This is a genomic window from Ureibacillus massiliensis 4400831 = CIP 108448 = CCUG 49529 (genome assembly GCF_000772965.1).
GTDB classification, from domain to species: Bacteria; Bacillota; Bacilli; order Bacillales_A; family Planococcaceae; genus Ureibacillus; species Ureibacillus massiliensis.
The window spans coordinates 1-15,017 of the sequence record NZ_JPVQ01000012.1 but is presented as its reverse complement, the minus strand read 5'-3'; the positions used below and the strand labels follow the sequence as shown (position 1 = coordinate 15,017).

The 15,017-nt window shown below is 34.0% G+C and carries 15 protein-coding genes and 2 riboswitches; of the genes, 5 read left to right on the top strand and 10 right to left on the bottom strand.

Features of this window, described 5'->3' with window-relative positions; all coding sequences use genetic code 11:
- Positions 1-283: 283 nt before the first annotated feature.
- The gene (locus tag CD30_RS08240) at positions 284-610 is read left to right on the top strand and encodes a hypothetical protein (protein ID WP_036175133.1); all 327 of its coding nucleotides are present in this window, start codon (positions 284-286) and stop codon (positions 608-610) included.
- A 243-nt stretch (positions 611-853) separates the two neighbouring features.
- Here CD30_RS08240 and CD30_RS08235 read toward each other — a convergent pair whose 3' ends face one another.
- Positions 854-1,702: a pyridoxamine kinase gene (locus CD30_RS08235; protein WP_036175130.1), complete on the bottom strand. Its 849-nt coding sequence runs from the start codon at positions 1,700-1,702 to the stop codon at positions 854-856.
- A gap of 282 nt (positions 1,703-1,984) precedes the next feature.
- Between CD30_RS08235 and CD30_RS19435 the strand changes: the two genes are divergently transcribed.
- Positions 1,985-2,893 (top strand): transglycosylase SLT domain-containing protein, encoded by a 909-nt coding sequence (locus CD30_RS19435; protein ID WP_052126099.1) that lies wholly within the window; start codon positions 1,985-1,987, stop codon positions 2,891-2,893.
- A 162-nt stretch (positions 2,894-3,055) separates the two neighbouring features.
- On the opposite strand, the gene CD30_RS08225 is transcribed toward CD30_RS19435, so the two are convergent.
- A complete protein-coding gene (locus CD30_RS08225) occupies positions 3,056-5,014 on the bottom strand; it encodes an LTA synthase family protein (protein WP_036175127.1) in 1,959 nt (652 codons plus the stop codon).
- 291 nt (positions 5,015-5,305) lie between these two features.
- On the opposite strand from CD30_RS08225, the gene CD30_RS08220 reads away from it, so the two are divergent.
- Positions 5,306-5,542 carry a multidrug transporter gene (locus tag CD30_RS08220; RefSeq protein ID WP_235802023.1) on the top strand — a complete coding sequence of 79 codons (237 nt, stop codon included), beginning with the start codon at positions 5,306-5,308 and terminating at the stop codon, positions 5,540-5,542.
- A 135-nt stretch (positions 5,543-5,677) separates the two neighbouring features.
- Here CD30_RS08220 and CD30_RS08215 read toward each other — a convergent pair whose 3' ends face one another.
- From CD30_RS08215 to CD30_RS08190, 6 genes are all read right to left on the bottom strand, one after another.
- Positions 5,678-6,217 carry a VUT family protein gene (locus tag CD30_RS08215; protein ID WP_036175121.1) on the bottom strand — a complete coding sequence of 180 codons (540 nt, stop codon included), beginning with the start codon at positions 6,215-6,217 and terminating at the stop codon, positions 5,678-5,680.
- Between the two features lie 82 nt (positions 6,218-6,299).
- Positions 6,300-6,959, bottom strand: coding sequence for a 7-cyano-7-deazaguanine synthase QueC (queC, locus tag CD30_RS08210; protein ID WP_036175118.1), 660 nt, complete (start codon positions 6,957-6,959; stop codon positions 6,300-6,302).
- 51 nt (positions 6,960-7,010) lie between these two features.
- A riboswitch (PreQ1 riboswitch) is annotated at positions 7,011-7,053 on the bottom strand.
- 18 nt (positions 7,054-7,071) lie between these two features.
- Positions 7,072-7,572: a preQ(1) synthase gene (gene queF / locus CD30_RS08205; protein WP_036175115.1), complete on the bottom strand. Its 501-nt coding sequence runs from the start codon at positions 7,570-7,572 to the stop codon at positions 7,072-7,074.
- 122 nt (positions 7,573-7,694) lie between these two features.
- Positions 7,695-7,741, bottom strand: a riboswitch (PreQ1 riboswitch).
- Between the two features lie 78 nt (positions 7,742-7,819).
- A complete protein-coding gene (locus CD30_RS08200) occupies positions 7,820-8,545 on the bottom strand; it encodes a class I SAM-dependent methyltransferase (protein WP_408056748.1) in 726 nt (241 codons plus the stop codon).
- A gap of 76 nt (positions 8,546-8,621) precedes the next feature.
- Positions 8,622-10,064 carry a polysaccharide deacetylase family protein gene (locus CD30_RS08195; protein ID WP_036175109.1) on the bottom strand — a complete coding sequence of 481 codons (1,443 nt, stop codon included), beginning with the start codon at positions 10,062-10,064 and terminating at the stop codon, positions 8,622-8,624.
- A 277-nt stretch (positions 10,065-10,341) separates the two neighbouring features.
- Positions 10,342-11,403: an NlpC/P60 family protein gene (locus tag CD30_RS08190; RefSeq protein WP_036175106.1), complete on the bottom strand. Its 1,062-nt coding sequence runs from the start codon at positions 11,401-11,403 to the stop codon at positions 10,342-10,344.
- 165 nt (positions 11,404-11,568) lie between these two features.
- On the opposite strand from CD30_RS08190, the gene CD30_RS08185 reads away from it, so the two are divergent.
- Complete coding sequence (locus CD30_RS08185; protein WP_036175103.1) at positions 11,569-11,769, top strand: ZinT/AdcA family metal-binding protein; 201 nt, start codon at positions 11,569-11,571, stop codon at positions 11,767-11,769.
- A gap of 250 nt (positions 11,770-12,019) precedes the next feature.
- Here CD30_RS08185 and CD30_RS08180 read toward each other — a convergent pair whose 3' ends face one another.
- Positions 12,020-13,027 carry a tRNA dihydrouridine synthase gene (locus CD30_RS08180; protein WP_036175099.1) on the bottom strand — a complete coding sequence of 336 codons (1,008 nt, stop codon included), beginning with the start codon at positions 13,025-13,027 and terminating at the stop codon, positions 12,020-12,022.
- Positions 13,028-13,432: 405 nt separating this feature from the next.
- Between CD30_RS08180 and CD30_RS08175 the strand changes: the two genes are divergently transcribed.
- Positions 13,433-14,470, top strand: a complete 1,038-nt coding sequence (locus CD30_RS08175; protein WP_036175096.1) for an iron-siderophore ABC transporter substrate-binding protein — start codon at positions 13,433-13,435, stop codon at positions 14,468-14,470.
- A 317-nt stretch (positions 14,471-14,787) separates the two neighbouring features.
- On the opposite strand, the gene CD30_RS19750 is transcribed toward CD30_RS08175, so the two are convergent.
- The gene (locus tag CD30_RS19750; protein WP_084077733.1) at positions 14,788-14,946 is read right to left on the bottom strand and encodes a zinc finger domain-containing protein; all 159 of its coding nucleotides are present in this window, start codon (positions 14,944-14,946) and stop codon (positions 14,788-14,790) included.
- Positions 14,947-15,017: the final 71 nt, after the last annotated feature.

Below are 15,017 nucleotides of genomic sequence, written 5' to 3'. Positions count from 1 at the left end.
TTTATAACAGAATTTAGTTAGTCTATCAATCTTTTTTATTATATGAATAATGGAACTGTTATTGGAAATGTTCCCTGAAATTTAGCTGACCAATTTTTTCTTCAACAAGAATAAATTTAGACGTTTTCCAAAGGGAAAGGATGATTTCAAAGCTAGTAGCCCTTATATAAAGCGATGTCCGGTTTTAATTTACTCTCCTATTTGAGTAATAGGTATTTCAACCGTTTATTGGCAACCAATAAACGACTCTATTATATTATGATTATTTATGAGGTGAAGAAAAATGAAAAAAGTATATTCGTATCCTGTTATTTTTGCTGTAGAGGATCATCAAACAAAGGACGGAGATTTTCCTGTATTTATTACAATTCCAGATTTAATTGATGCTGGGTTTGTAGCTTCTTCAGGGGGGCACACAGAAGATGATATTATTGGGATTGCAAGCAACTGCATGAAAAATGCCCTAGAGAATGGAATAAAAAACGGTTTAGAAGTTCCATCAATATCGAACCTACGAGACATTGATGTAAAAAGACATTTAGCTTCATATGATGAGGGTCCAGTAGAACTTAAAAGTATAACAATCGAATGGATAAAAGCTGAGGTTTAATACCTCGGCTTTTTTTGGTTATGGAGATATTGTAAAGCAAATCGTAGCTATAGGTTTCTTAGGAGTTTCTTAGGGTTTGGGGAGGCTTCTTTGTTCCCTTTTACAGTTTATTTTGGAGAAAGGGAACATTAGCTGATTCTATGTTGCCTTTCTCTACTTTCGTTTCTGTGTTCGGGCATATTGGAGGCTCCCACGTTACATTAATTAATTAAAAACACCATTACAAAACGACAAAAAGCCAAATTATAGTAACAGTTTCAAATATTTTTCAAAGTTAACACCTTCTACTTCAGGAGTTCCTTCTAAATAAGTATCATGTATGGCTGCTGTCAAAAATTCTTGTGCAAGTTGAAGCGACTTTTGAAGATCTTCACCCCGCATCAAACTTCCCATAACGACTGATGCAAACAAGTCACCTGTACCTGAATAGCTTTTACCGTTATATGGAATCTCACTATAAAAAGTACCCGTACCGTCCAAATACAGATTGCCAACAAACTGCTTGTCCATATTGTTTGATGGTGGATTTACACCAGTAACGATAATCTTTGCTTTAGTTTGTTGCTGCAAAGCATTTCCAGCTTCTTCAAGGGCTTTAATAAAGTCTTCTTTATTTGAATAATTATGTAGTTTTTCATAAGACAAGCCTGTTAACAAGCAGCATTCCGTAACATTTGGCGTAATCACATTTGCACGTTTAACAAGTTCTCTCATTTGCACTAGAAGTTCTTCGGTAAAAAGCTTATATGCTTCACCCTTATCGCCCATTACTGGATCTACAAGTACTAGTGTATCTGAACTTTTAAATTTATCTAAGAAACGGAATATGTTGTTAATTTGCTCTTGCCCCGTAACAAAGCCTGTATAGATTCCATCAAAGGTTATTTCCAGCTTGCTCCATTCCTCTTCGAAATATTGCATTTTAGATGTGAAATCTTCGTAAAAGAAGCTTGGATAATCTGTTTGGGCAGATAATATTGCTGTTGGTAAAGGACAAGCTTGCACACCCATAACCGAAAGAACTGGAATAGCGGCTGTTAAAGAACATTTCCCAAAAGATGATAAATCCTGTATTACAGCGACCTTTTTCATATGTACCTCCAAAATATAAATCCCTATCGAATTATACCCATATTACCATAAAAAGATGTGTAACAATTCTATCACTTATAAGAACCATTGAGAGTAGGCGGTTTCTTAAATTTTTTTCATTAATAGAACTATCCATTATTAGGTAGGAAAAGAGCCTACTCTTTTTTTGTGTTTAAAAAATAAAAACCTTGTCCATGATAACTAAAAAGAATGCTAGTGTTGGAAATTTTTAGTTTTCTATTTTTTATTAAAGTTAGTTACTCAGGAGGTTTTTTATTTTTCATGAAAAGAATGATTCAAGTTGTTCGAGGAATGAAATTTGGATTTGTAAAAAATTTATACTTACTAATATTAAATTATCGATGGAAAACTATCTCTAGTTTAGTAATTTGTTTAGTTTTCGTCACAATGATTCTAGTTATAGCAAAAGAGGAACATTCAAAAGAAGCAACTTCGATGAACGAATTACAACCATTACAAAGTCAGAGTAATGAAGAGGTTACTATTGAACCAATACAAGTAGTATCTACAATTGAGCCAATTAATATAGACCTGGCAAACGAACAAAACGAAGATGAGTCCGCTCCTTTAGAAAACGAAGAGTTGGATGAAACAATTGTTGAAGAGGAATTGGCAAACGAACAATTAGAAGTAGCGGCTACAATCGATCAATCACAAGAAAATATAACATCGATCACCGAACCACAGCCCTCATTCCCTTATAGCGAAGCCTTGCCACTTCCATATGAACATCAAGAATATTTATACTCATTATGCATAGACTATGGATTAGATTATGAAAAAGCATTAGCTGTTATGGAGCATGAGAGTAAGTTTGATCCAAATGCTATTGGGGCTACTTCTGATTTTGGATATTTCCAAATTAATGCGATTAACCATGAGTGGTTGTCTAAGACATTAAGCACACCAAATGACCCGTTAGATCCCTATGTAAACATTCAATGGGGAACATACATGTTAGATTATCTATACGATTATTGGGAAGAAAAAGGTTTAACAGGTGTTGCTCTAGAAGACGCTGTACTAAGCTCCTATAATAAGGGAATAACTGGATTCCAAAGAACAGGGAAAGCCACAACTTATATAAACAAAGTAAGAGAATCCTATATATTTATTCAAAACAGCCTACCGTCGCATATTGCCAATGTAGAAACAAATGCTCCTTCTTAAAATTTGCTACTTCTCTATGATATGCCTTGGTTTCCATCGCTTTCGAATCAAGGCTTCTTTTAATTCAAACATCACTATAAAATATTTCTGCAAACTTAAAAGGAGTAGGTTATCACAAGCCATTTGCGATAACCTACTCCTTTTTCTAAAACAATCGTTATTTTATTGAGTAATCGTTGGTTCTAATACTTTTTTATTGTAATTGAACTGAGATGGATTCACCGGAGTAAAGTCTGCTGGTGTATAAAATCTCAATAAATCACCATTTACAACTTTATCCGATAACTGCAATTTATAATCTACTTCTTCTTTGTACTCTTCCGCTTTTTCCAACTGGCTATCATCTAAAGGTAAACCAGTTGTAGCATCATAATATTTTCCGCCGATTGAGAAGATTGTTGGACTTACAAAGTCGTCATTTCTAAATGCTACTACTTCATTATGCTCTTCTGATAATAAGTCAGTACCAAATTGCACATAATTTTTTGTATCAACACCAAGTAAATGTAACACTGTTGGAAGAAGATCTATTTGACCACCGTACGAATGGTTAACGCCACCTTCTATTCCTGGTGCATGAATAATTAATGGTACACGTTGTAAATTAGCACTTTCATATGGTGTAATTTCTTTCCCCATAATTATTTCCATAGCTCGATTATGATTTTCAGAAATACCATAATGGTCACCATAGAAAACTAACATCGTATTATCATATAAACCAGACTCTTTTAATTTAGTGATGAATTCTTCAATCGCTTCATCTGCATATCGTGCAGTTTGGAAGTAATCGTCCACGCTTGCGTCACCAGTGTTCGCTTTACCGATTGTCGTTAACTCTTGATCGATTTTATATGGATAATGATGCGCAACCGTAATAAATTTCGTATAGAACGGTTGTTGTAATGATTCTAAAAGAGGTAATGACTGTTCAAAAAATGGTTTATCCATTAAACCATATTCAGCCATATCTTTTTCAGAACTTGTATCATAATAGCTTGCATCAAAGAAATGGTCATAGCCAAATGATTTATAAATTTCATTTCGATTCCAGAAAGTACCACTATTACCATGGAATACGGCTGATGTATAGCCGTTATCACTTAATATCGCTGGAGCTGCCTGGTACGTATTTTGACCTTTTGTAATAAATGCAGATCCTTGTGGTAAACCAAATAATGAGTTTTCTAGCATAAACTCAGCATCCGATGTTTTACCTTGAGCCGTTTGATGGAAGAAGTTATCAAAGTAAAGTGTATTCGGATCTTTTGTTAATGAATTTAAAAACGGTGTTACTTCTTCGCCGTTTAATTTATAGTCGATTAAGAAATTTTGGAATGATTCTAAATGAATATAAATAACATTCATTCCTTCTGCCGCACCAAAGTATTTTTCATTAGGCTCCGCATAGTTAGACTTCGTATAGTTTATAACCTCTGTCATATCATCGCTATTTGCTAAAGCTCTTTGTGAAGATGCTTTTAACGTTTCAGTAGCGTCGTAAATCGTATAGTTATACATTCCTAAGTACTTTACAATATAAGTTCTGTCAAAACCGCGAGTTAATAATTGTGGGCGATCAGCGTTAGCTAATCCAAGATTCACAGCAGAAATACCGACAACAAATGCAATCACTGCAATTGCTTTTTTATAGCCAATACGACTATAGTCTTTTTTAACTCTTTTAGTTAAACATAGGTAAATTAAGAAAAATACATCTACAAAGAATAAAATATCATAAGGCATTAGTAATGATTGAACACTACCACCTAAATCTCCAAAGTTTTGTGTTTGATAGATTGTTGGCAATGTAATAAAGTCACTAAAGAATCGATAATAAACAGCATTTGCGTATAAAAGAATCGACATTAGAGTATACATCACAACTAGTAATACATACTTTCCTCGACCTTTAAAAATAAATGATACTCCAAGGAAAAATAGAGCAGATCCTAATGGATTTATAAATAAAAGGAACTGTTGAAGTGATCCTTCAACACCTAAGTTAAATTGTGTTGCCTGCGTAATATATGTTTTAATCCATAGCATTAAAACAGCTAATAAATATAGTCCAAAGAACTTGTTTAAAAAGCCCTCTTTCTTATTAATTAAACCTTCCATTTTTTAACACCTACCTCGTATTTCTTTTCGTTAGTATAGAACGATTAAAACTTAAAAAAGTTTACAAAGTTTTAATCAAATTTATATTAAATTTACAAAATATTATTTTACAATAGTATAGCTTATTCCTTTATAAGCATTTTGTCAAGGTATGTTTTAATATAAATTTTAACGAAGGAAGGTTTATATTACTAATTAAAAAAGAGTTTTTCTTCTATTTAATTCGCGCGCAATTCAAAATCATAAAAACATTAAGAAAATTTAAAAACTCTTGTGACACATGGAACAGCTGTGAATAATACAGTACGTCAAATTGCAGGTGCTATTGGGACAGCTGTGGTGATTACAATATTTACTGCGCAATCTACAAGCCATGCAGAAATATTGGTAGAAGAAACACCAAATGCTACGCTTGAAGCTATTCGTACACTTGCTTCAATCTTAGGTTCAAGTGATGCCTATTACTTCATGACAATCTTGGCCATTGTAGCATTAGTGTTCACACTATTTGTGCCATCTAAAGGTTAATCAACCTTCATAATTTTTTAGGGATTTAACTTCAAAAAATTATGATACACTTTCATATAAAAAATAAAAGAACGGATTCCCCTATTAGAAATGCGTTCTTTTCCTTTTATAATTTCAACTAAGCCTTACTAACTTTTATGCTGAGAGCATATCCTTCTCTTTCACGCTATGAATTTGATTTAAAATTAAAGCACCAATCATTTGTATGATTGTTTTTACGATTACTTGCCCTACGATAGCTGCTGGCACAGCTTCCCACGGTAAAAAACCTGCTCCTAGCGGACTCAATCCTACAATAACAAATACGACCGAATCAAATAGTCCTCCTACAATTCCACTATAAAATACACGCCAAGCCATTGGTAATTTTAATCTTGTATAAATCTCAGTATCAGCAGTTTCAGCGATTAAAAATGAAAGGGCCGATGCTGCTACAATCATCAATGTATCACCCAGTGAAAATGAAACTCCTGCTGATAAAAATAATGCTATGAAAATAAATAAATAGGTTTTCGCACGACCATATTTATTTTGTACAAGATCTCGGAAAATGAACGTTGCTCCCACAAAAAGTGTCCCCATCGGAATGATAAATACACCTAACTCCAAAGGTGCGAATCTAGCTGTTACTACATTTGCAATAACAATAGATAATAAATAAAATACAATTCTCATGATTTTTCTCCTTTATTAATTATTCACAAACAAGGCATTTAGCTATAACTGCACAGTGTACCCTTCATGAATTCCAAATTCCTTAAAGCCCTTGCTTAAAGCCCAAGTATTCTTCCAGTCCATTTTTTCGTAATTTACAAGCAGGACATTCCCCGCATCCATCAGCAATAATTCCGTTATAGCAAGTTAGCGTTCTTTCTCGGACAAAATCTAATGCTCCTAACTCGTCAGCAAGCTCCCAAGTTTCCGCTTTGTTCAGCCACATTAATGGAGTTTCAATGACAAAGGAATCGTCCATTGATAAATTTAATGTTACGTTTAAGGATTTTATAAAAATATCGCGACAGTCCGGGTATCCGCTAAAATCTGTCTCACACACGCCTGTGACTATGTGTTTTGCTCCTACTTGTTTCGCTAAAATACCCGCAAATGAAAGGAAAAGAAGATTTCTACCAGGTACAAAAGTCGAAGGCAGCTCTCCATCTTTTCCGTCTACAATTTCAATGTCGTTTCTTGTTAATGCATTAGGTGCAAGCTGATTTAAAAGCGACATGTCTAGAATATGATGCTTCACACCGAGCTCCTTAGCAATCTGTGTTGCACATTCAATTTCAAGACGATGCCTTTGCCCATAATCAAACGTCACTGCTTCTACTTGTGAGAATCGCTCCTTTGCCCAAAAAAGACAAGTCGTACTATCTTGACCACCGCTAAACACAACGATTGCTTTTCCTTGTTTCATCTATAAAGCACTCCTTTAATGAAAAAAACAGCACTCTAAGAGAAATGCTGTTTCTTCTTAGTTTTTTTAAGAGGGTAGTTAAAACCTCTTCCTTATTCAAAGGATTATATAATTATCGATTATCCACTTTTTCTGGATTTAGGTCATGATTCATTAAACGGTAATTTGCCATTTCTTCAAATTTCGTTCCAGGCTTTCCGTAGTTACACCAAGGATCAATTGAAATTCCCCCACGAGGAGTGAATTTCCCCCAAACTTCAATATATCGTGGATCAAGTAACTTAATTAAATCATTCATGATGATGTTCACACAGTCTTCATGAAAATCACCATGGTTTCTGAAACTAAATAAATATAGCTTCAGAGATTTACTTTCTACAATCTTTTTATCCGGAATGTATGAAATGTAAATTGTCGCAAAGTCAGGTTGACCTGTAATTGGACAAAGACTCGTAAACTCTGGGCAGTTAAACTTTACAAAATAATCTCGATTCGAATGAAGGCTATCGACAGACTCTAAAACTTCAGGGGCATAATCTGAAGCATACTGTGTATTTTGGTTCCCTAATAGTGTTAAATCTTCCAAACCTTCTGTATTTTTTCGGCCAGACATAAAAAAACCTCCTTGAAAATGCTTCCCAACACTTTTCAAGAGAGGTTTTAACTAGATCGCTATATAAAACTATGAAGCAATTAAAAAAGCCATGTCCTTTTATGGACATGGCGTAATGTCATGTTTCCATAGTTTTTTATAGAGGGTATCAGCTATGAACCTCTCCCGTAAAGCTCGGGCATTATATTTATCCATTATGATATAGAAAATGAGGAGCGTCAACAAAAAAATGAAGTTCAAACTAATTTTAGCGGTTAATAATCCCGCACCAACATTTCGTAATATTAGGCAGGATTAAATATCCATCCTTACTATGTTTATCAAATAGATTACTTAACGATTCTACAAGCATTGGATACATGGGGTCATCCTCCGTTAATGAAAAGGACGAGGACATATGGCGACCAATGAAAGTACTTTTATTATAAATTAAAGGGTTATCATAGGTTTTTAATGTGTAAGAGCCTAGAAAAAAGTTATCGTAAATTTCTGTTGATCCCATTAATCCATTTGAAAATCCTTTAAAGTTAGGGCAATATTTATAATACGTCTCAGCTATTTCTTTATTAATGGTATCCTCCGTTATACGTTCATTCGAAATAATAGCCACTTTACCATGTGGTTTTAAAATTCTTTGACTCTCTTCTCGAAAATTCTTCATATTAAACCAATGGAATGCTTGAGCGACAACGATTAAATCAATTGTCTGATTATCTAACGTTTTGTTTTCAGCAGAACCATTAATTAGAATGAAGCCTTTGTAATCTTTTAAATATTCTTTAGCAGCCATACGCATCTCTTCATTTGGTTCAACCGCATACACATTAAAGCCTTGATCTAAAAATTTTTTGGTCATAATGCCTGTTCCAGCCCCTATGTCCGCAATAGAGGAATTTACATTCAGCTTACTTTCTTTTATTAAGTCGATTATTAATTGCTCGGGATAATCCGGGCGAAACTTCGAATAGATAATAGCCTTTCCATCGAATTTATTTTCATTTTTACACCGCCGATTAAAGATTTCTCATTTTCTTTTTTCAACTATTCAGCTATAGGATTTCAGAAACAGTTACGCACTTATAACCATTTTCCTCTAAATAGTTCAAAACAAGTTCCACCGCTTTAATAGTTGATTCATGTATATCGTGCATTAAAATGATTGAACCATCTTTAACATTCTCTTTTACAATTTCTAGTACTGCTTCAGGTTCATGAGACTGCCAATCCAATGTATCGATAGTCCATAAAACGGATGCTATATCTACACTATTTTCTACTTCTTTATTCGTCGCACCATAAGGAGGTCGTAAAACTGTTGTATTATAACCTGTTGCCTCTAAAATAATTTCATTTGTGTCTTGAATTTCCTGTATGATTTTTTCTGGACTAAGTGTCGTTAAATCTTTATGATCCCATGTATGATTTCCAATTTCATGACCATCTTCCGCCACTTTCTTTGCAATATTCGGATAGAAATCTACCCTACTACCAAGCATAAAAAAGGTTGCTTTAGCGTCATGTTGATCTAACAATTCCAAAATAGTAAGCGTATTTTGGGGATGCGGTCCATCATCAAAAGTAAGTGCAACTCTTTTCTCTGTAGAGGATGGGTCTTTTGTCAAATCTTCCTCCGTCGCTTTTTCTTGATCTGCCTCTTTTTCCGTTATGTTCTCATTAGATTCGGCTGATTCATTGTTATTAGTGGTATCTTGTAAATTTAATCTATCAAGCCATTCAGCAGATACTATTTCACTTACCTGTTCAAAAGGTAAAGTAATTTTAGGCATTCCGGCAGCGCCAGCAGTAACCTCATATTTGTCAAATTCAAACACGATTGCTTGATTCGTTAAATACATATTGGATAATAACTTATTATCCTTCTTTTCAATCCAGCCTTTTAAATCTTCTTCAATTAGAAAGGAGCTGTATTCCTCAGACTGCTTAAACGCTTTAAATAAAAGATTGTATAGTTTTTCTCTATTTTCTTTTGTGTTATTAATTATCTCAGTTTGTTTTATAAATTGTTCGTTTTTTAAGTCTACAAGAAAAACTGTGTTGCTTTGGCGAGAATTGGCACCGCCTATATAACTTTCTTCGGTAAATACAATAGAATAAAGTTGATCCATAGCTGGGTATATATTAAAAGTCAGATACATTTGAGCAGGTCGCTGTTTTAAGGCATCTTTCTTATATTGGCTTAATTCGTTATGGAAACCTTGTTCCTTCTTTGAAACGTATTTTTTTATTTCTTCATTTAATGATTCTTTTTCAAATTTAGGATAATGGATAGCCTTATGATATGTATCTTCTTCATATGTATTTGTGATTATTTCTACACCATTGTATTTGGATTGTTCAATTTTCTCATTTTCCCCTTTCTTGTCTATCGATTCCTTCTTGTTATGACCTTGAGTATAAAAATATGTCATCACTGCAATTAAAGTAATTCCAAGGGTTATAAAAATTGTATACGATAGTCTAGTTGGTTTCATCATTAATACTCCTTCAATATTTCTAGCTTCAATCATTTTTTAAACTGAAAAAAATTAGAACAATGTCTTCTTCCCTTCTTTCTAAAAACTGCCCTGCCCTTCTAATTTTCCTCTCATATATTAATACCTTTTTTATGTCAAAAAAGTTGTCTCAAAATATCAAATAGTTATAAAAGAAAGCAAATCAAAAGATAAAGAAGCAGTACAAAGACAAATAGTAGAGGTAGTTCACAAAAATGAGCGTCTCCAATTTGGAAACGCTCTTTAACAATGAAAATTATTGGATAACTCGTTTTGAGAACAGATAATTTTTCGCCCAGTAAGTGTTTTGCAATACATTCGTTGTAATCATTACACCTTTTGATGTAGAAGCATGAATCATATTTCCATCACCCATATAGATTCCAACATGGGCCACTCTTCCATCCGTATAAGTGTCATTCATTGTAAAGAACATTAAATCTCCCGCTTTTAGATTGGACGTCGGAACATTTATACCTTTGCTTGCTTGATCTCTAGATACCCTAGGAAGCTGTAGTCCAAAATTCCCAAAGACATATTGAGTGAAGGATGAACAGTCGAATAAATTTGGCGCTTCTGCTAATGTTGCACCGAATTTATATTTTGCTCCGATGTATTTCTTGGCATCTTCAAGAATATTCTTTATTTGTTGAGCCACAGTATCCTTACTATTATTTTTGACTGGTTCCTTCTCTTTTATCGGCTCTATTTCTCCTTTGGATGAGGAAGCATCAGGACTTGGTAGCTTTAATACTTGCCCATCCAAAATCAAATTTGAAGTAAGATTGTTTATTCTTTTTAACTCGTCAACGCTAATATGATGGATACGGGCTATATTGTACAATGTATCTCCTAAGTGCACTACATATTTTGTAGCAGGATTTTCGATTTGAATAGAACCATTTTCCTTTTTGAATGTGATATATGAGTTAAATAATGCACCTGCTGCATGTAAAGAAACATAAGCCGTTTCGTTAATCCATCTTGGTGGTTCAATGTTTACATATTCATTACCTTTTTTCGCTCTTGTCCCACCTAATGCAATTCGTATTATAGTAGAGCCATCCGTTATTTCGTAGGCTCTGTTTTTTTCCTCAAACTTGATGCTATTGTAATTTAAAATTTTGGCAAGATCGACAAACGGTAAATAGTACACGCCATTTTCTTTGATCGGATTAATTCCATCAACCACTTTCCCATTGATGAAAACTCCCGCATTGGGAAGATAATCTACTTGGGCATTTGCACTGATTGTACTACCCATTAAACTACCAAATACTAGTGCTAAAACCATTAAGATTCGTATTAAACTTCTCATTGCTACTCTCCCTATTTATTAATTTTCGTTTACTTATAGTGGCTTTTTGCTATGTTTTTATTCTTCTTAATTTTCGAGTTCAAATTTCAGACTGGAAGTTATGCTTGAAATACTACACAAAAAAATCCGAGAACCTTTTAGTTCACGGATTTATCAGTGGAAACGATGGACAAAAGGAAATGTCCTCTATTAGCGTATAAAATTCAATTTAGTGATCATATTATCGCACCAGAAAAATCAGGTCACTTCCATTTATATTCGGGTGATGATCGAGCGGCATTACTTAAGGAAGTAGAAAATTGGCCAACATATTATCCAGCGCACATGGATGGACATACGATTGCACATGAAATGATTGCACACTAATTTACTGTAATGGATTGCATCCAAATAGAATTTTATTAGTTGTGAATTCATTTTATCCATAATTTAATAGATTAACAGACTGTCAATCTGAGGTCTAAGTACCTTAAGACCATCTGTTTAATTTATTTCTAAGGAGTTAAACAAGTTTCCCTATTTAATTAAACAAAAAGTGGCTAGTATGTATCCGATTTTAATTCAGGATTCATAATAGCCACTTTAATTCACAATGTAATCTAATATTGAAACTACATCATTCTATTATCTCTATTCCATCAACATTCTTCCCAAAATTATCAAGCATCGCACGTACCTCATCTGTTGATTTCGTGTTCATCAGTTGATTTCTTAATTCACCCGCTCCACGGAAACCTTTGACATATATTTTGAAAAAGCGATGAAGGGCTGTGAATGGACGTGGCTCTAACTCTACTGAATATTTATCATGGAGGTCAAGATGCAATCTTAAAAGATCCAGCAATTCCTCACTGCTATGTTCCTTTGGCTCCTGTTCAAAGGCAAATGGATTTTTAAAAATCCCTCGGCCGATCATTACTCCATCAACACCATATTGTTCAACAAGCTGCAACCCAGTTTGACGATCAGGTATATCCCCATTAATCGTCAAAAGCGTATCAGGTGCTATCTCGTCACGAAGTTTTTTAATCTCCGGAATTAGCTCCCAATGCGCAGCTACAGCGCTCATTTCCTTTCTTGTACGCAGATGAATAGAAAGATTTGCAATATCTTGTTTCAATATATGTGTAAGCCAGTCTCGCCACTCTTCTACTTCTGTAAAACCGAGCCTTGTCTTTACACTTACAGGCAATCCGCCAGCTTTGGCTGCCTGTATTAGCTCTGCAGCAAGATCCGGTTGAAGGATAAGCCCGCTTCCTTTTCCTTTAGATGCTACATTAGGAACAGGACAACCCATATTGATATCCAAGCCTTTAAACCCAAGTTCCTTCATTCCAATACTCATTTGTCGAAAATATTCAGGCTTATCTCCCCATATATGTGCTACAATTGGTTGTTCATCTTCTGTAAACAGCAAACGTCCTCGCACACTTTTGTGTCCTTCTGGGTGACAGTAACTATCCGAGTTTGTAAACTCAGTGAAAAACACATCAGGTCTAGCTGCCTCACTCACTACATGTCGAAAAACAACATCTGTTACATCCTCCATTGGTGCAAGTACAAAAAATGGTCGTGGTAAATCACGCCAGAAATTATCTATCATTTTAAACTCAAATCCTCTCATTATAGGTACAACTTTAACGAATATTCGAAATAAATAAGTAAAAGGTTTTCTTCTTTTACACTTATATCACGCATCTTAACTTATTATCAAACACTTGGACATCTATTATTAATGAAAAATATATTGTGATGATCAGAATCATTATTCTAACAGAAATCAGTCTTGAAATGGAAGGGATTTAATTGGGTTAAAGTTTCACATTGAGATTTTTACTTATGGATATTTTGATGATTTTTCTCGCATTTTATATTAACTAATTACCTTTTAAAAGCAAATTCTAATTGAAAATCATTCTCAAAACTTATTGACATTGACAAAATTTAGAGTATGATAAATTCATATAAATGATAATGATAATCTTTATCATTAAAAGAAAGAATTACAAATAAAGTGAGGCTATTCATAATGAACAAGTCATTATTATTTTTAATTACTTCCATCTTTGTTTTGGTTCTTGCCGCTTGTGGCAATGACAGTTCAACAAATAATGGATCCACTGCTGATGTATCAACAACTGAAAAAGAAAGCAACAGTGAGTACCCTATTGTCATTAAGCATGCCTTTGGTGAAACAACAATTCATGAAAAACCTGAACGAGTTGCGACTATAGCTTGGGCTAATCATGATGTTGTATTAGCACTTGGTGTAGTACCTGTAGGTTTCTCTGCTGCAAACTACGGAATCCAAGATGATTCTGGTTTATTACCTTGGACTGCTGAAAAATTAAAAGAACTCGGTGAAGAAAATCCCACAGTATACCAAGATTCGGATGGTTTAGACTTTGAAGCAATTTCAGATAGTAATCCAGATGTTATTCTTGCTGCTTATTCTGGTATTACACAAGAAGAATACGAAACATTAAGCTTAATTGCTCCAGTTGTACCTTATGAAGAAACTCCTTGGGTAGCACCATGGCGTGACCAAGTATTATTAAACGCTAAAGGTATGGGCATGGAAGAAGAAGGTAAGAAATTAGTAGCCGAAACAGAAAAGTTAATCGCTGATAAAGCAAATGAGTACTCTGTTATTAAAGGAAAGAAAGCTGCATTCGGTATGTTTAACATAGCAGATTTATCAAGCTTCTTTATTTATACACCTGCAGACCCACGTGGCGAATTCTTATTAGATTTAGGTATGGAGTATCCTGAAGGCATTAAAAAGTTAATTACAGATGACAGTTTTTACATTCAAGTAAGTACTGAAAATGCTGATGTATTAAACGACACAGATCTGTTTATTACTTATGGAACTAAAGATACATTAGCCGCTTTACAAGCAGATCCTATTTTAGGGAAAGTTCCTGCAATTGCTGCTGGTAACATTGTCGTTATCGAAGACAATACACCATTAGCAGCTGCTGGTAACCCAAACCCACTTTCTATTCAATACACTATTGATGAATACTTAACTTTAATTGCAGACGTAGCAACGAACGTTAAGTAATCATGAAACAATTGAACGTTGCAAAATCGAACTTATTAAGGAATCCTTTGATTTGAGTTTGCCACGTAAAAATTGATCGGATTTCAAACAATCGATTAACCTTTATCAAATAGCATAATGAGATTGCATAAAATTAGTTTCAAATCATAAGAATGTGGAGTTAGATATATACAAACTCCACATTCTTTATCTTCCCTAATGTTATTAAATAACACACACATTTCACCTGTTTTTTTATGTTCGTCTACTAATTTGTTAATACACCAGCTCCGCGGAATCCGTTAAATCCCCCAAAATATATGTTTCCAAAATACTTTTTATTGCTGGCAATTTGGACAAAAGAAAGTTTTTCTTGATGAGATTTCTTCCTTTACAATAGAAGTTTTGCAGCGAAAACATTCCTCACCCTCTCTATCATAAACATAAAATTGGTAGCCTCCTGTTTTGTCATCTCCCTTATATAACGGGTTTTCCATATAACCACCTTGTTCTATTCCCTCGTATTGTCAAAAATAATTTATATAAATCGCTAATAAATGTTGATTTT